Below are 16,106 nucleotides of genomic sequence, written 5' to 3' on the forward strand. Positions count from 1 at the left end.
GATCCACGACCACCGCGCCGCGCTGCGGGTGCAGGATCACATTGCTCGGCCGTCCTCCAGGGCCCTGGAAGCCTCCAGTGGTCGGGGCTACGGGCTCTGATAGGTTCCATTGTTCGATCCACCGGCGATGACGTGAATCCGCCAGTGGTACTGGGGGAGGGGGCTCCGTGGGCCGAGTGCCGTCAAGGCTGCGCAAGCCGTTGTTCATAGGTCTGCCGCTCGTGCTGCTCGTCACCGGGGTGGTGTTCTTCTCGGGCGGCGGCGGCCGGTCGGACGAGCGTGGCCATATGGCGGCGAACCGGGCGCAGTTGAAGCGTGCATGTGCGGGGCTGCTGCCGTACGAGGAGCTGCGGGGCCTCGTGCCCGACGACGTCGCGGGCGAGGTGAGTCAGTACGGCACCGTGCTCGATCCCGGTGAGGACAGCCACTCCCTGGTGAACTGCTCCGTCACCTGGCCGGGGCACGGATCGGTGCGGGTGCTGGCCGTCGCGCTCATATCCGAGATGCCGGTGACATTGCGGGCCGAGGAAATCCTGCCCGGCGTCGGCAACGACGGGTACGAGGCGCCCGGACTCACCGGCCGGGTGGACGAGCGCGGGCGGACCTGGGTCGTCGCCGAGTGCCCCGGCGGGCTGGCGGGGCGGGCCCGCGAGGTGTCGGGGATGTATGTCACGGCCGATGTCGATCTGCCCGTTCCCGGCAAGGGGAAGCCGGCCGGGTATCTCTACGACTTCCGTACCGCGGTCCAGGCCGCCAACGGGATCACCGCCGCGCAGAAGTGCGGCGGCTCCCCGCTGAAGCCGCCCACGCGGGTCCTCGACACGTACGAGGCCCATGTCACCAAGGACGCGGACGGCGGCAACATGAAGGTCGTGGGGATCGACGAGCCGGGTCTGGGCGTGAGGAAGTGCCGTGGGGTCGGCAGGCGAGCGGGCTTCCCCGGCAAGTGGACAGCGAGCGGTGATCTGCAGGACTCACGGCTGGTGAGCGTCTGCACCGCCACCGTCCTGGACCGCGAGGACCCGATGGACACCGATCCGACACCACCAGACGGTGCGGTCGTCGAGGTCTCGGCGGCGAGCTGGTCCGGGCCGCTCAGGGAGTCGGCCGACGCCCAGTACCAACGCTCCGGTGACAGCTTCGGCTTCCGCGACGGGAAACGGACCAGGGACATCCCGGACTCGGGGTCGCGCGAACTCGCCCTGTGGGCAGGGTCGGAGTGTGCCGCGGGCAGCACGTACCACCGGGTCACCGTCCGTATGGAGACCAACGACCTCAGTGCGTACATGCTCACTGAGGCGGAGCGGACCAAGTACTCCAAGGACGCCCGCAAGCTGATGGACAGCTATCTCGCCGACCCCGACGGCTGGCCCCGGCAGCAGGGGTGTCATGAATCCAGGATCCTGGGAGAGGTGGAGGGATGGCGGTGAGACGGAACGTCCTGCGGGCGGTCGTGGCCCTGGTCGCAGCGGCCGTCGTCGTCGCCGGGTATCTCCAGGTGCACGGCGACTTCCAGCGCTGGAGGGACGAGTCGGCGCTCGACGGAGCCTGCGACGGCCTGCTCGACCGGAACGTGGTGCGCGGCGTCCTCGGAGCGGGAGCCGTCGAGATCGAGAACGAAAGACGCGGCGCGGGCCTGGTGGGGTGTGAGGTGCACGTCTACGGTGGCCGCGCCGTCGAGATCAGCATCCTCGACACTTCGCAGGCCGGACAGTACCCGAACTCCCTCTTCACGGGCTCTCAGGCAGTGTTCGCCGTGCCGGTCGGCCACGGGTGGTCAGGGCTCTTCGGAGCCGGACGGAAAGACGTCGAAAGGGCGGATCTCTTCAGCGTCACCGAGTACGAGGACGTGACCACGAGTCTGGTCCTGAAGTGCACCGGGACGCGCAGTCCCAAGAGCTTGTACGTATCCGTCACGACAACCGGCGACGCGTCACTGGACGACCCGGCCGAAAGACCGGGGTTCACCAGGATCGCCACCTCCACCGCGTCCAGGGTCTCGAAGGCCCGGCACTGCGGAGCCGAGCTCGGGAAGCCCGTCAGCAGCCTCGGCCTGCCGGTGACCGAGGACGATTACGAGCCGCTCGGTACGGCGGACGGGACCTGCTCCGGCATTCCCGCCGCACACGGGATGGCGATCGCCACCGAGACGGCCCGCGGGGGCGCCCCGCACGAGACGTGCCTGCTCGCCGACGCCGACCACAGGAAGCGCTACGAACTCGAAGCGGACTTCGGCCCCCATGCGCAACAGCAGTTGGTTCTCGCCGCGGAGGATTCGTACGAGGACACACCGAACGCCGACACACCGGACGCCGACACCCCCGCGCATCAGCGCGACCCCGGCGGCCGGATGAGCTGGACATCGGCCAAGTGCCCCGACGGCCGGGCCCTGTTCACCCTGCAGCCGTGGGCCGATACGCGCGAGCGTCTCGATTACCCCAGAAGCGACGCGGACCTCGCCTACGAACGTGCGGCACTGCGGGCCTTCGCCGAGCGCTCGGCGAAGGACCACGGATGCTCCGCCCCGGCCACTCCGTGACATCGCGAGCAGCCGTCCACCGGACTCAGAGCCCGGTGACCCTGGCGCTCGCCGACACCTCGTAGACCAGGGTGACCGTGCGGCGGCCGCCGGGCGGGAGCGGGATGTCCCAGCGGGCGATGCCCTCGGCGTCGACCGCGTCGGGCGCCGGGGAGCACGAACCCTTCCGCAGCCGGATCTCCACCGCAGAGACCTCGGAGACCGGGACCCGCTCCCGCAGGACGACCACCCGCTCGTCCTGCTCCCCGGGGGCGGAGAACCGGGACAGGTGCAGCCGGACCGTGCGGGTGACCACGGTCCGCTGGGTGATCCCGGTGGAGTCGCGGGACTCCTCGGCACGCCGGACCACCCGGTAGTCGTCGCAGCTGCCGAAGGCCAGCTCGGCGGGGGCGCCGGGGGCGGTGAAGTCCAGCGTGCCGCGGCCGCCGAAGCCGCTGCCGCGCACCAGGTCCACGGGCCCGGCCAGCAGCGCGTGGCCGGACAGGTTGTCGAACCGCACCACCTGGGTGACCAGTGGGGACAACTCCGGTGAGCAGGCGTACTCGCTGCGCGCGGCCGTGGTGAAGGCGGAGAGCGGCACCCGGTGGGCGCGGCCGTCACCGGGCACCGAGACCGGCGCGGGGGATCTCAGCACCCGCGCCTCGCCGCCGTCGTCCACCCCCGGCAGACCGAGCACCGGGGCCGGGCCGAGGACCCCGATCTCCTCCTCGCGCAGCTCGACGTCGACCGTGCGGCGTTCCGCCGCGGAGCGGTCCTTGAGGGTCAGCCGGTCCTCGTCCAGCCGTGGCGGATCGGTCGCCAGCGTCGAGCGGGCCGTCGACAGCGTCAGCCGTACGTCCGACCAGTCCTCGCCGGTGCGCTGCCAGACCATCGCGTCGGTCTCCAGCGTCAGGGAGTCCCCGTCGAGCACGACCCGGTAGGCGGGCCGCCACAGCGCACACGGGGTGAGGTGGCTCAGCCGCAGCCCGGCCGGCCCGGCGGCCGCGGCCTCCACGGTCAGCTCGACATGGCCGACCAGCTCGGCCGGCTCCTCCTCGGCGATCCGCATGGCCCGCTCGGCCGCCCCGAGTTCGCTGTGGAGGACGGTCAACCGGGCTTCTGTGAAGCGGAGTTGCTCACCGTGATCGTCGCGTTCGGCGTCCACCCGGTCCAGTTCCCGGGCCCAGCGGGCCCGTTCGGTCTCCCCGGATCCGGCGCCCTCGCCGATTTCCCGCAGCAGATCGGCGGCGAGGCGGCCGAGCAGGTCGAGCCGGGTCTTGAGCCGGTCGCGCCGCTGCTCCAGGGCCTGCCGCTCCTCTTCGAGGGCGTGTACGCGGTGGCGCAGGGCGGAGTCGTCCTCCGTGGGCGGCAGCGGTGCGCGCGGCGTCCAGCTGCGGACGATCCGTACGTCGAGGACGGTCGCGGGGTGCTCAGCGGCCAGCTCGGCATGGAGGGTCCGGTCGACGGCCAGCGCGCTGACCGGTCCGAGACGCAGCCGCTGGACCCCGGCCTCCAGGTCGAGCACGACGGCGCGCTCGACGTGGGCACGGTCCTCGAGACAGGTGACGGCGGTGACGGGGAGGGCGATCGGCTTCGGGGCCGTGGACATGGTGTGTCAGCTCCTGCGGTTGCCGCCGACCAGGGCCTTGCCGGTCGGGATGCGGATCTCGTAACCGCCGTCGAGGGCGGCGGTGGCGCCTGCGGGCAGGTCGAGCCGCCAGACGCGGGTTCCCGGCGCGTGCCGGTCGGGCCCCGTGCCTTCCTCGGGTGCCGTCCAGTCGGCCCGTTCCTCGATCCGGACGTCCGGCTCGGAGGAGACCGGCACCCGTTCGTGGACCTCCACCGTGACGGGCCTCGCGAGCCCGTTGGACAGTTCCACGTGGACGCGGTGGTCGAGCACGGTGGTGTTGTTGCGCAGGCCCGCGGTGGACTCGTGGAGGTTGGTACGGCGGGTGACCCGGATGCCCTCGGCCGGCCCGAGCCCCACCCGGCGGACCCCGCCGGGGGCGAGCGTGGGCAGTGCGGCGGTCAGCAGGTAGTCGTCGTCGACGGTGATCTCCACCGGGCCGGCCAGCAGCGCCTGGTCGGTGGAGTTGGAGAGCACCAGCGTCGCGTACACGGTCTGCTCCACGGACGGCACACAGAGGTACTCGGTACGCAGACCGACCGGGATCTCGCCGACGGTGACGGTGTGCCAGGTGCCGTCCGACGGGATGTCGGCGCGGGCGGCGGCATCGAAGCGGTGGTCGAAGGAGCCCGCCGACTCGCGGGGGCGTACGGCCTGACCGGGCAGCGGCAGCGCGGCCACCGCCTCGGCGCGGCGGCGGTACTCGGCCGCCACCGGGTCGAAGGGGGATCCGGGAAACAGCCGGCCCCTGCGACCGCCCGTCTCCTCGGGGCCGCACAGGACGAGGCCGGCGTAGTCGAGTTCGGCGCCGCTCGGCTGGGGCGGACCGGCTGCCGGTGCCGGTGGGGGCGGCGGCACGGCGCCGCCGGGTGCCGCGGGCGCCATGGCGGCGCCGGGGGCACCCGCGTAGGGCCCGCCGCCGAACGCGGCCGGGGGAGCGCCGTACCCGCCGCTCGGCGGCGGGAACGCGGCCGGTGGAGCGCCGTAGCTCAGCGGGGCCTGGGCCGGGGTCGGTGCGGGCGGCGGGGGAGGCGGCGGTGGCAGAGCCGGCTCGGCCGCGGCGACCGCGAGGGCGTGGCCGCCCACCGACGCAGCGGGTGCCGGGGCCGGGCCGGGACCTGCCGCGTCGTACCCGGAGAACAGGTCGACGAGCCCGGCCGGGGGCTCGCGCCAGCCGGAGGGCGCGGGGGCGGGCTGGCTGCGTCCGATCCGCATCGAGCGGAGCCTCGGCAGGTCGGTGCGGCGCCGGAGATCGGCGGTGGCCAGGGCGATGCGGACACCGGTCCAGTCCTCGCCGGTCCGCTGGGCGACCGAGGCGCGCAGCATCAGCCTTCCGCTGCCGTCGCCCTGACGGTGACCGAGGCGGTAGGCCGGCACCCAGACGGCGCCCGGCACCCCGTACTCCAGCTCCACCTCCACCTCCGCGTCACCGGTGTCGCTGTCGGTGCCGGCGAGGGTGAGCACCGCGCAGACCGTGGTCTCCACGTGCGCCGACGGCGCGTCGGTGGAGGCCCGCGCGAGCCGGTCGGCGGCGCCTTCGAGCTCGTGCTCGACGGTGCGCAGCGCCTCCTCCAGCTCGACGAGCCGCTTGTGCAGCCCCGCCAGCCGCTCGTCCACGAAGCCGGCGAGCTCCAGCCAGGCGTCGACCGGGGTGCGGCGGTGCGGATCGTCCCGCCTGCGGGGAGGCGGGACCGGGTGGAGAGCCCTGACCTCCTCGATCAGGCTCAGCTGCCGGTCCCGGCGTCCTTGCGCGGCAGCGTGCTCGTCGCTGAGCCGCTCGACCTTGCGCCGCAACTCGTCGGGCGTGCGCGAGCCGACCGGCTCGGCCTCGACCTCCACCCGGGCCTCGGTGACGCGCACCCCGGGGGAGCCGAGGACACCGGCCCGCAGCGAGCCCGGGTCCAGCGAGCGGGGCAGCCCCGTCACCCGCACCCGGCCGTCGGGCGACACGCTGCCCCGGGCCAGGCGCCGGCAGATCGCGCCCTGCGCGTACACCACGACCGAATCGAGGGTCGAGCCCCACCGTTGTGCCGACTCATCCGTCATGTGCTCCGCCCCCAGCCGTGTCCATGCCGAACGCAGCTTACGCCGGGCCGGTCCGGGCGCCCGAGTCGAATCCGGCGGACGGCATGGGTCAGCTCCCTTCGAAGACGGTCCGGGTGCTCGTGACGACGGCGCATCTGCCTGCCGCCCAGCGCAGGGCCATTGCGTGGTCCTCGGCGGAGAAGTCGGCCACCGCGTCGGCCACCACGAAGGCCTGGATGTCCTGCATCCAGGCGTCGCACGCGGTCATGAGGACGCCGATGTGGGCGTAGACGCCGGTGATGACGATCTGGTCGCGGCCCTGTTCACGCAGGCGTTCCAGGAGGTCGGTGCGGACGAAGCCGCTGTACTTCCACTTGGTGAGCACCGTGTCGCCCTCGTCGGGTGCGACGGCCTCGGCGATCGCGGTGGCGTGAGGGTCGGCGGGCAGGCCCGGACCCCAGAAGTCCTGTTGCAGTCCACGCTGTTGTGGGCTCTGGCCACCGGGCTGCGCGGTGTAGAGCACCGGGATGCCGAGTCGCGTCGCCGACCTTTTCAACTCCGCCACGTGCGAAAGCAGTTCGGGGATCGGCGAGGCGGCGGGATCGTAGGCCGACAGGAAGTGGTTCTGCAGATCGTGGACGAGGAGCACCGCGCGTGACGGGTCGACGGTCCATCCGACCCGGTTGGCGGGCAGCTCGTCGGTGGCAGGCATGGGGTACGGGGCGATGGCGGGCAGGGCCATGGTGCGGGGTTCCGTTCAGGGGAGGGTGTTCACGGGAGGGTCAGGCCGACGGAGAGACGGACGCGTTCCGCGTCGACGGAGGCGCGGACGCGTTCCGTGCCGCGGCGGTCCGCAGCGCCTTCTTGGAGATCTTTCCGACACCGGTCTGCGGGAACGCGTCCACGAACTCGACCCGGTCGGGCACCTTGTACGCGGCCAGACCCCGTTCACGTACGAACCCCTTGACGTCCACCGGCTTCAGCGGACCCGTGCCCGGACGCAGGATCACGTACGCGCAGGTGCGTTCGCCCAGGTACGGGTCCGGCTCGGCCACCACGTTGGCATCGTGGACGCAGGGGTGGGCCAGGATGTGGTTCTCCACCTCCTCGGCGGCGATCTTCTCGCCGCCCCGGTTGATCTGGTCCTTGGCGCGGCCCTCCACGACGATGTGACCGCTGGGGGTGACCCGGACGACATCGCCCGTGCGGTAGAAGCCGTCCTCGGTGAACGATCGGGCGTTTTGTTCCGGCGCCCGCCAGTAGCCGCGGATCGTGTAGGGCCCGCGCGTGAGCAGGTGGCCCGTTTCGCCCGGTGCGACCTCCTGGTCCTCGTCGTCGACGACCAGGATCTCGTCGTCCGGTGAGATGGGCCGCCCCTGGGTGGTGACGATCAGCTCGACCGGGTCGTCCAGCCGGGTGTAGTTGACCAGGCCCTCGGCCATGCCGAAGACCTGCTGCAAGGTGCAGCCGAGCGCCGGCCGGACCCGACGCGCGGCCTCCTCGCTGAACTTGGCGCCACCCACCAGCAGGACGTCGAGGCTGCTGAGGTCGTGCGGGGTGGCGGTGGCCGCCCGGGTCCAGAGCAGGGCCAGTGGCGGGACCAGTCCGGTGAGGGTGACCCGTTCCCGTTCGATCAGCGGGAAGGCCACCTCGGGGGAGGGGCGCGGGCACAGCACCACGCGGCCTCCGGCGTAGAGCGTGCCGAGCGAACCGGGGGAGGAGAGCGGGAAGTTGTGGGCCGCGGGCAGCGCGCAGAGGTAGACGCTGTCCTCGTCGACCCCGCAGATCTCGTTGGAGCCGCGGAGCGAGTAGATGTAGTCGTCGTGGGTGCGCGGAATCAGTTTCGGTAGGCCGGTGCTGCCGCCGGAGAGCTGGAGGAAGGCCAGGTCGTCCGGGCGCGGAGCATCGTGTCCGACCGGGTCCTGCGCCACGTCGGACAGCGCCTCGAACCCGCCCGGGTCCCCGGCGGCGACGAACACGTGCCGCAGCGCGGGTGCGCCGGTGCGGGCGCGGGCCGCCAGTTCGCGGTAGTCGTAGCCGTCGTGTTCCGCCGCGACGACGTACGCGACCGCCTCGGTGAACTCGCAGAAGTACGAGATCTCGCTCTCGCGGTGGGCCGGCAGGGCGAAGACGGGCAGCGCGCCGATCCGGAACAGTGCGAAGACGACCTCGAAGAACTCCGCGGCATTGGGCAGTTGGACCACCACCCGGTCGCCCTTGGTGATGTTCCGGGCAAGGAATCCGGCGGCCAGCCGGTCGGCGCGCCGGTCCAGTTCCGCGTAGCTCCACCGGGTTCCCGCGACCGGGTCGACCACGGCGATCCGGTCCGGGTGCGCCTCGGCGCGCTCCCGGAGCATGGAGCCGAACGTCTCGCCGCGCCACCAGCCCGCGGCCCGGTACTGCTCGGCGAACTCGGACGGCCAGGTGGGAGCGGAGTGCGGGCTCACAGTTCGGCCCCCACGGCGCTGAGGAAGGTACGGAACTTGGCCGCCGTCTCGGCGGTCTCCGCCTCGGGCACGGACGCCGCCACGATGCCGGCGCCCGCGTAGAGGCGCAGTGTGCGTTCCTCGGCCTCGGCGCAGCGGATCGTGACGACCCACTCGCCGTCGCCCCGGGCGTCGCCCCAGCCCACCATCCCGGTGAAGAAGCCGCGGTCGAACGGCTCGGTCTCCGCGATGATCTGCCGGGCCGTCGCGGTGGGGGTGCCGCACACGGCCGGGGTCGGGTGCAGGGCACGGGCCAGGGCCAGGGCCGAGACGTCGGGGGAGGCGAGCGTGCCGGTGACCGTGGTGGACAGGTGCCACATGGTGGCGGTACGGATCAGTGTCGGCCGGGCCGGGACGGTCAGTTCCGCGCAGTGCGGGGCCAGGGCCTGGTGGACGGCGTCCACCACGACGGCGTGCTCGTGCAGGTCCTTCGCGGACTCCAGCAGCGTGGCGGCGCGGCGGACGTCCTCGGCCAGGTCGGCGCTGCGCGGGGTGGACCCGGCGAGCGGATTGGCGACCACGCGCTGTCCCTGCCGGGAGACCAGCAGTTCCGGACTGGCGCCGATGAGGGTGCGTCCGTCCCCGGCCGGCAGGGCGAAGGTGTGGCCGGTGGGGTCGCGGCGGGCCAGGCGCTGGAGCATCCCGGGCAGGTCGAGCGGGGCGGGTGAGGTGAGTTCGAGGGTGCGGGCGAGCACCACCTTGCTGAACTCCCCGCGCCACATGCGCTCCACGGCCGAGGCGACGCCCGCTCCGTAGACCTCGGGTTCGGGGAACGGGCGTATCCGCCAGTCCGCCGGGCCGGTGACGTCGGCGGGCAGGGCGATCAGCGGGTCGGAGGCGAGCGGGGGCGCGATGCGCAGCGCCGCCGGCACGCTCAGGGCGGCCGGTGCTTCGTGGTCGAACGGGATGGCGCCGATGACCACGGGCGATTCCTGCCCGGCCGCGGCGGCCTCGGCCAGGGTGGCGTCCACCCGCTCGCCCAGGGGCCGCGCGTCGTCGGGTACGCGGCGTGCCGCGCCGTGGGCCAGCAGGGTGCGGCCGGGGGTGGCGAGGAAGTGGTCGCCCGGGGTGTAGGAGTCCAGGAGCGAGGTGGCGGCGCCTACGGCCGGGTGGCCCGGGTGGGCCGGATCTGCCGGGGGTAGGTGCGTGGCGACCTGGGAAGCCGTCGACACGGTGACTCCATTCTCGATGGTTCTGCCAGAGGGGGTGGGGAGTTGCGGGTGGTTCAGCGCAGGGTCGCGCCGCCGTCGACGTACAGCTCCTGCATGGTGATGTGGCGGGCGCGGTCCGAGGCGAGGAACGCGACGGCGTCGGCGATGTCCTCGGGGGCGGCGATCCGGCCCAGCGGGATGCCGGTGCGGTAGGTCGCCGGGTCTCCGTCGATGACGCGCTGTTCGGCGTCGGAGCCGGTCCACAGGGCGCGTTGCATGGCCGTGTCGGTGGATCCGGGTGCGACGACGTTGCACCGTACGCCGCTGCGGGCGAGTTCGAGGCCCAGGCATTTGGTGAACATGACCGCCGCGGCCTTCGAAGCGGCGTAGGCGGCCATGCCGGTGCGGGGGATCCCGGCGGCGTTGGAACCGACGGTGACGACACAGCCGTTGCCCCGGCCGGCCATCAGCGGTGCGACGGTCTGCGAGGTGTGCAGGACTCCGTCGGTGTTCACCGCGAAGGTGTCCGACCAGTCCTCGGCGCGGAGTTCGGTGGCGGGGCCGGGACGCAGGACGCCCGCGACGTTCACGAGTACGTCGATGGGGCCGAGTTCGCGCTCGGTCCGGGCCACGGTGCGCTCCACCGAGGACCGGTCGGTGACGTCCATGACGTACGGCTCCAGACGGCCCGTCGGGCGCTCGCTCCCCGGGTTCTCCGCCTGCCGCCGGTTCCATCCGGCGGCCAGGGCGTCGATGCCGTCCCACGCGCGGTCGGTGGCGGCCACCTTGGCGCCGAGGCCGGCGAACAGCTCGGCGACAGCCGCCCCGATGCCCTGTGCGGCACCGGTGACCAGGACAGTACGACCGTCGAACTCGCCGCTTCTGCCCGATATGTGGACAGGTGTGAGGTCAGGCATGAGCAACCTCCGTTCGGGAAAGTTAGGTAAGGGTAACCTAACTTAAATCGAGCGAAGGGGGTGCGGGGTTCGGGTTCGCGGCGACCTGACGGGCGGTCCGGCAGGGGGAGTTGGGGTGCGGGCGCCTCCTGGCGTCGGGGTAGGTGCCCTGCGGTCGGCGCTTATAAGTTAGGTTAGCCTTGCCTTATTGTGAGCGGCGTCGGTCCTCCGGCGTGACTCGTCATGGACCGTGGCGAACAGGCCCGCACCACCGCCGGGCGGCCGGTGCGGCCGTCGACCTCTCCCGTGCACGCCATGACCGGGCGTGCACGGACGTCGCCCCGCGCCGTGGCGTCGTACCCCCATCACCGCCGACGCGTCGACCGCGCTGCCGGCATCCATCTCCGCAGGAGCAACCCGATGAATCAGACCTTGTCGCCCGAACGCGTCCGTGCGGACGTCGCGGAACTCCTCGGGTGCGACCCCGCCGGGATCGAACCCGAGGAGAACCTCGTCGACCTCGGCCTGGACTCGGTGCGGATCATGGTCCTGGTCGACCGCTGGCGTGGTGCGGGAGCGTCCGCTCTGGAGTTCGCCGACCTGGCCGAGCAGCCCGAACTGGGGCACTGGACCGAGCTGTTGACGGGTGGTGCCGCATGAGCCGGGTCGACCACCGGCACCGGCACCTGGACCGGATCGCGGAGGTCCGGGCGGGCCGCCACGCCGAGAAGGTGGGCTACCCGATCGGCATCCGGGCGACCGAGGTCGTACGCACCGCCATGGTCGGCGCCGGCCTGCTGCGGGTGACCCTGGGCGGGCCCGGCACCGAGGGGTTCGAGGCCCACGCGCCGGACGAACACGTGAAACTGCTCTTCCCGGATCCGGACGGCTCGCTGCGACTGCCCGAGCGGAACGGGCTGATGCTGAGCTGGCCGCGACCGGCATCCGTCTCCCGGGAGTACACCGTGCGCCGTCACGACCCGGTCGCGGGCGAGATCGACATCGACGTCGCCCTGCACGACGGCGGCCTCGCCTCGGAATGGGCGCATGGGGCCAGGCCCGGCGACATCATGCACATCGCGGGGCCGCCCGGCGGGATGATCGTCCCGCACAGCTACGACCGCTATCTGCTCGCGGGCGACATCACGGCCCTGCCCGCGATCGCGCGATGGCTGGAGGAACTGCCCAGGGGCTCGAAGGGCTGGGCGTTCGTCGAAGTCGTCGACGCCGCGCAGGAGATCGAGCTGTCCGCGCCCGAGGGCGTGGAGGTGCGCTGGCTGCACCGTGGCGACCGGCCGGCCGGAACCGGCGACGCGCTGGCGCGGGCCGTGACCGCGGTGACGGTGCCCGAGGGGGAGCGGGTGTACGTGTGGGCCGCGGGCGAGGCGGGGCAGATCAAGCCGCTGCGCCGCTGGGCCCGCGACGAACTGCGGCTGGAGAAGGCCGACAGCGACATCACCGGTTACTGGAAGCGCGGCGTCGCCGACTTCGACGAGGACGACCACTGAACGAGGCCGGGCAGGGGGCGGGCGTGACGCCGCTCTCCGGTTCGTCCTGACTCAAAGGCCATCAAGCGTGGTGAGCCTTACCCAATTGGCAAGGAGCTTTTCATGTCCATACGCAGATCGTCCGGCCTGGTCGGAGCCGCATCGCTGGCCCTGGTCCTGACCGGCTGCGGGTTCTCGTCGGAGAGCGGGTCGGACGCCTCGGACAAGGGCGCGACCAGGGTGTTCGCCGCGGACAACGGCAAGATCACCATCCCGGCCTCCCCGAAGCGCGTGGTGGCCACCGGCTATGCCGTGCCCGCCCTCATCGAGGCCGACGCACCGCTGGTCGGGATCTCGTCGTGGAAGCGCGGCGAGCCGATGATGTCCAAGGAGGACCTGGCCGAGTACAAGAAGCTCCCCAAGGTGGCGGGGGAGCAGGCGGCCGAGACCAACTACGAGGCCGTCGCCGAGGCCGACCCCGACCTCATCGTCATCGGTGTGCCCGCCCCCGTGCTCGGCGACATCGACGTCAAGCGGCTGGAGTCCATCGCACCGGTCGTGGCGATCGGCCCGACCGTGCCGTCCGCCTGGCGCGAACTGTCCCGCAAGCAGTCCGACGCCGCGGGCTCGCTCAAGCAGTTCGACGCCGCGAAGGACACGTACGAGGACCGGGCCGCGGAGCTGGCCAAGAAGTACGAGGACGTGCTGCCCCAGCTCGAGCTGGGCCACGCCGGCGCGTACGGGGACGCCGCCAAGGGCACCTTCCAGCGCGAGTTCAACGGTTCGTGGGGCACCAACATCGCCGAGGACCTCGGCGCGGAGTACTACGGCAAGGTCAAGAAGCCCGGCCCCGGTTCGCAATCGGTCAGCGAGTACCCCTCCATCGAGGAGCTCCCGGCCGCCTTCCGCGAGGCCGATGTCCTGACGTACTCGGTCAACGCCGACGGCAGCGTCCCCAAGTCCGTCCAGTACGTCCTGGACTCGAAGCTCTGGAAGAACCTGCCCGCCGTCAAGGCGGGGAAGGCATTCCCGTTCCGCTACACCGAGGCCGCGACCTACGGCGAGGCCGTTCAGACCCTGGACGCGATCGACGAGTCGCTCGCTCCGCTGCTGAACCGGTGACCGTCGCGGGCCGCGCCTCCCGGACGGCGGGAACCGGGCGAGCCGGGCCACGGATCGGCCTGCTCGTCGGCGGACTGCTGCTGCTGGCGGCGATCGCCGTGATCGGCATGGGCGTCGGGGCCCGCCACGTTCCGCCCGCCGAGGTCGTGCGGGCACTCTTCGACCACCGGGGCACCGACGACCAGGTGATCGTGCACGACATCCGGGCGCCGCGCGCACTGCTGGCCATCGCGGTGGGCGCCGCGCTCGCGGTGGCCGGCGCGCTGATCCAGACGCTGGCCCGGAACCCGCTGGCCGAGCCCGGCATCCTCGGGGTCACCGCGGGCGCCGGATTCGCCGTCACCGTCGGCTCGGCGCTCGGGCTGGCCGGCGGACAGGCGGGCGAACTGGGCTTCGCGATCGCCGGATCCGTGCTCGCGGCGCTGCTGGTTGCCGCGGTCGGGCAGCGCTCACCGCTGCGCCTGGTACTCACCGGCGTGGCCCTGACCGCGGTACTGGGCGGCGTCGCGCTGGGCATGCGGCTGATGCTCCCGGACGTCTTCGACGCCTACCGGTTCTGGTCGGTCGGATCACTCGCGGGCCGTGAACAGGCGCCGCTGGCCCTGCCGTTGACCGCGATCGCCGTGGCCCTGCTCGGCGCGCTGCTGCTGAGCCGGGCACTGAACGCCCTGACGCTGGGGGAGAACGTGGCACACACACTGGGTGCGGGCGTGGGCCGGGTACGGGCCGCCGCCCTGGTGCTGATCACGGTGCTCAGCGGGGCGGCGACGGCGGTGGCCGGGCCGATCCTCTTCGTCGGACTGATCGTGCCGCACCTGGCACGCAGGCCGGCGGCGGGCTCGGTCCCGTGGCTGATCCTCTACACGATGGTGCTGGGGCCGATCCTGCTCCTGGCCGCCGACATCGGGGCGCGGGTCCTGCTGCCCACCGGCGAGGTGCCGGTGGCCGTCGTGACCGCGTTCCTCGGCGGCCCCATGCTGATCTGGGCCGTCCGCCGGCACGGGGCGGGGTCGCTGTGACCGTACTCGTACCGAGGGCCGGGCGCCGCACCCTGCTGCTCTGCGCCGTGCTGATCCCTCTGATGCTGGGCCTGAGCCTGCTCGGGCTGTGTTACGGGGCGTCATGGTCCACCCCCGGCGAGGTGTTCGCCGCGCTCACCGGGACGGACCGCTCCGTGGTGATCCGGGACTGGCGGCTGCCGCGCGTACTGGCCGGGCTGGTCTTCGGCGCCGCGCTCGGTGTGGCGGGGGCGATCTTCCAGAACCTCACCCGCAACCCGATGGGCAGCCCGGACGTCATCGGTCTCGACGCGGGCGCCTACACCGGCGCCCTGGTCGCCCTCACCGTACTCTCGGGCACCTCCGCGCAACTCGCCGTCGGCTCGGTGCTCGGCGGGCTGGCCGTCGCCGCCGCCATCTACCTGCTGTCGTACGAACGGGGCTTCTCCGGGCTCCGGTTGGTGGTCATCGGCATCGCGTTCAACGCGATGGTGACCGCGGTCAACTCCTGGATCGTGCTGCGCGCCGAGCTGGAGGTGGCGATCGCCGCCGTCGGCTGGAGCGCAGGCTCGCTCAACGGAGTGGGCTGGGCCGACCTGGGGATCCCGTTCACGGTGATCGCCGTACTGCTGGCCCTGATGGCCTCGCGGGCGCACGCCATGCACCAGGCGTCGCTCGGCGACGCGGTCGCGGTGACCACCGGCGTCGGGATCGACCGGCTGCGGCTGCTGATGGTGCTGGTCGGCGTCGGCTGCACGGCCACGGTGACCGCGGTAGCCGGCCCGATCGCATTCATCGCCCTGGCCGCCCCGCAGATCGGCCGCAGACTCGCGGGCGCCGCCGGAGTACCGCTGCTCCCGGCCGCCCTGACCGGGGCCGTACTGCTCCTGGGCGCCGACCTGATCGCCCAGATGCTGCTGGCGCCCGTCGCGCTGCCCGTCGGCGTGGTGAGCACCGCGATCGGCGGCTGCTACCTGATCTGGCTGCTGACCAAGGAGGTGAGGCGCGCGTGACCGCACGCCTGACGGCGCGGGACATCACCCTGCGCCACGGAGACCGGGTCGTCTCGACCCGGCTGAGCATCGACGTCCCCGACGGCGCGTTCACCGCCATCGTCGGCCCCAACGCCTGTGGGAAGTCGACCCTGTTGAGCGCGCTGGTCCGGCTGCTGCGCCCGGACTCCGGGCAGGTGGAGTTCGACGGCCGCGAGGTCGGCCGCTACGCCACCAAGGCACTGGCCAGGCAACTCGGCTTCCTGCCGCAGGATCCGCTGGCACCCGACGACATCAGGGTCCGGCAACTCGTGGGCCGGGGACGGTTCCCGCACCAGTCGATGCTGGCCCTTTGGTCGCCGGACGACGAGGGGGCCGTCGACACGGCGATGGCCGCAGCCGGCGTCGGCGAGCTGGGGGACCGGCCGGTGCGGGAGCTGTCCGGCGGACAGCGGCAACGGGTGTGGATGGCCATGGTGCTCGCCCAGCAGACGCCGTACCTGCTGCTCGACGAACCCACGTCGTTCCTGGACATCACCCACCAGTACCAACTGCTCGGCCTGCTCGCCCGGCTGCGCGACGAGGGCCGCACGGTGGTCGCGGTCCTGCACGACATCAACCAGGCATGCCGGTTCGCCGACCACCTGATCGCCATGAAGGACGGCCGCGTCATCGCCGAGGGCGAGCCCGGGGACGTCGTGGACGCCGCGCTGATCAAGGACGTCTTCGACCTGCCGAGCGTCATCGTCCCCGACCCGGTGACCGGCACACCGATGGTCGTTCCCACACTTCTAGGAGACTGAG

The 16,106-nt window shown here is 72.5% G+C and carries 14 protein-coding genes; 8 read left to right on the plus strand and 6 right to left on the minus strand.

Going from position 1 to position 16,106, the window contains the following annotated elements:
• The first annotated feature begins 167 nt into the window (after positions 1 to 167).
• Both ACFYY7_RS21695 and ACFYY7_RS21700 read left to right on the plus strand, forming a co-directional pair.
• Positions 168 to 1,430 carry a hypothetical protein gene (locus tag ACFYY7_RS21695; RefSeq protein WP_388663602.1) on the plus strand — a complete coding sequence of 421 codons (1,263 nt, stop codon included), beginning with the start codon at positions 168 to 170 and terminating at the stop codon, positions 1,428 to 1,430.
• Positions 1,427 to 2,539 (plus strand): hypothetical protein, encoded by a 1,113-nt coding sequence (locus tag ACFYY7_RS21700; protein ID WP_388663604.1) that lies wholly within the window; start codon positions 1,427 to 1,429, stop codon positions 2,537 to 2,539. The genes ACFYY7_RS21695 and ACFYY7_RS21700 overlap by 4 nt, the downstream gene beginning before the upstream one ends.
• 25 nt (positions 2,540 to 2,564) lie before the next feature.
• Here ACFYY7_RS21700 and ACFYY7_RS21705 read toward each other — a convergent pair whose 3' ends face one another.
• From ACFYY7_RS21705 to ACFYY7_RS21730, 6 genes are all read right to left on the minus strand, one after another.
• A complete protein-coding gene (locus ACFYY7_RS21705) occupies positions 2,565 to 4,127 on the minus strand; it encodes a mucoidy inhibitor MuiA family protein (protein ID WP_388663606.1) in 1,563 nt (520 codons plus the stop codon).
• Positions 4,128 to 4,133: 6 nt separating this feature from the next.
• A complete protein-coding gene (locus ACFYY7_RS21710; protein ID WP_388663608.1) occupies positions 4,134 to 6,191 on the minus strand; it encodes a DUF4139 domain-containing protein in 2,058 nt (685 codons plus the stop codon).
• Positions 6,192 to 6,279: 88 nt separating this feature from the next.
• Positions 6,280 to 6,912 carry an isochorismatase family protein gene (locus ACFYY7_RS21715; protein WP_388663610.1) on the minus strand — a complete coding sequence of 211 codons (633 nt, stop codon included), beginning with the start codon at positions 6,910 to 6,912 and terminating at the stop codon, positions 6,280 to 6,282.
• Between the two features lie 40 nt (positions 6,913 to 6,952).
• The gene (locus ACFYY7_RS21720; protein ID WP_388663612.1) at positions 6,953 to 8,617 is read right to left on the minus strand and encodes a (2,3-dihydroxybenzoyl)adenylate synthase; all 1,665 of its coding nucleotides are present in this window, start codon (positions 8,615 to 8,617) and stop codon (positions 6,953 to 6,955) included.
• Positions 8,614 to 9,828: an isochorismate synthase DhbC gene (dhbC, locus tag ACFYY7_RS21725; RefSeq protein ID WP_388663614.1), complete on the minus strand. Its 1,215-nt coding sequence runs from the start codon at positions 9,826 to 9,828 to the stop codon at positions 8,614 to 8,616. Before dhbC ends, ACFYY7_RS21720 begins: the two co-directional genes overlap by 4 nt.
• A 53-nt stretch (positions 9,829 to 9,881) precedes the next feature.
• Positions 9,882 to 10,724: a 2,3-dihydro-2,3-dihydroxybenzoate dehydrogenase gene (locus ACFYY7_RS21730; protein WP_388663615.1), complete on the minus strand. Its 843-nt coding sequence runs from the start codon at positions 10,722 to 10,724 to the stop codon at positions 9,882 to 9,884.
• A 399-nt stretch (positions 10,725 to 11,123) separates the two neighbouring features.
• Between ACFYY7_RS21730 and ACFYY7_RS21735 the strand changes: the two genes are divergently transcribed.
• The 6 genes from ACFYY7_RS21735 (at position 11,124) to ACFYY7_RS21760 (ending at position 16,105) form a co-directional block, all read left to right on the plus strand.
• The gene (locus ACFYY7_RS21735; protein WP_388663616.1) at positions 11,124 to 11,363 is read left to right on the plus strand and encodes a phosphopantetheine-binding protein; all 240 of its coding nucleotides are present in this window, start codon (positions 11,124 to 11,126) and stop codon (positions 11,361 to 11,363) included.
• Positions 11,360 to 12,211: a siderophore-interacting protein gene (locus ACFYY7_RS21740; protein ID WP_388663618.1), complete on the plus strand. Its 852-nt coding sequence runs from the start codon at positions 11,360 to 11,362 to the stop codon at positions 12,209 to 12,211. The genes ACFYY7_RS21735 and ACFYY7_RS21740 overlap by 4 nt, the downstream gene beginning before the upstream one ends.
• A 102-nt stretch (positions 12,212 to 12,313) precedes the next feature.
• Positions 12,314 to 13,312, plus strand: a complete 999-nt coding sequence (locus tag ACFYY7_RS21745; RefSeq protein ID WP_388663620.1) for an ABC transporter substrate-binding protein — start codon at positions 12,314 to 12,316, stop codon at positions 13,310 to 13,312.
• Positions 13,309 to 14,331: a FecCD family ABC transporter permease gene (locus tag ACFYY7_RS21750; RefSeq protein WP_388663622.1), complete on the plus strand. Its 1,023-nt coding sequence runs from the start codon at positions 13,309 to 13,311 to the stop codon at positions 14,329 to 14,331. Before ACFYY7_RS21745 ends, ACFYY7_RS21750 begins: the two co-directional genes overlap by 4 nt.
• Positions 14,332 to 14,393: 62 nt before the next feature.
• Entirely contained in the window at positions 14,394 to 15,323 is a 930-nt protein-coding gene (locus ACFYY7_RS21755) for a FecCD family ABC transporter permease (RefSeq protein WP_388663747.1), read from the plus strand.
• Positions 15,320 to 16,105: an ABC transporter ATP-binding protein gene (locus ACFYY7_RS21760; protein ID WP_388663623.1), complete on the plus strand. Its 786-nt coding sequence runs from the start codon at positions 15,320 to 15,322 to the stop codon at positions 16,103 to 16,105. The genes ACFYY7_RS21755 and ACFYY7_RS21760 overlap by 4 nt, the downstream gene beginning before the upstream one ends.
• Position 16,106 lies beyond the last annotated feature (1 nt).

This window comes from Streptomyces sp. NPDC001933, assembly GCF_042890955.1.
Taxonomy (GTDB): Bacteria; Actinomycetota; Actinomycetes; order Streptomycetales; family Streptomycetaceae; genus Streptomyces.

Excerpts from the sequence above, each read along its gene's own strand:
- ACFYY7_RS21705 (WP_388663606.1), bottom strand. The coding sequence starts at position 4,127 with ATGTCCACGGCCCCGAAGCCGATCGCCCTCCCCGTCACCGCCGTCACC.
- ACFYY7_RS21710 (WP_388663608.1), bottom strand. The coding sequence starts at position 6,191 with ATGACGGATGAGTCGGCACAACGGTGGGGCTCGACCCTCGATTCGGTC.
- ACFYY7_RS21715 (WP_388663610.1), bottom strand. The coding sequence starts at position 6,912 with ATGGCCCTGCCCGCCATCGCCCCGTACCCCATGCCTGCCACCGACGAG.
- ACFYY7_RS21730 (WP_388663615.1), bottom strand. The coding sequence starts at position 10,724 with ATGCCTGACCTCACACCTGTCCACATATCGGGCAGAAGCGGCGAGTTC.
- ACFYY7_RS21735 (WP_388663616.1), top strand. The coding sequence starts at position 11,124 with ATGAATCAGACCTTGTCGCCCGAACGCGTCCGTGCGGACGTCGCGGAA.
- ACFYY7_RS21740 (WP_388663618.1), top strand. The coding sequence starts at position 11,360 with ATGAGCCGGGTCGACCACCGGCACCGGCACCTGGACCGGATCGCGGAG.
- ACFYY7_RS21745 (WP_388663620.1), top strand. The coding sequence starts at position 12,314 with ATGTCCATACGCAGATCGTCCGGCCTGGTCGGAGCCGCATCGCTGGCC.
- ACFYY7_RS21755 (WP_388663747.1), top strand. The coding sequence starts at position 14,394 with ATGCTGGGCCTGAGCCTGCTCGGGCTGTGTTACGGGGCGTCATGGTCC.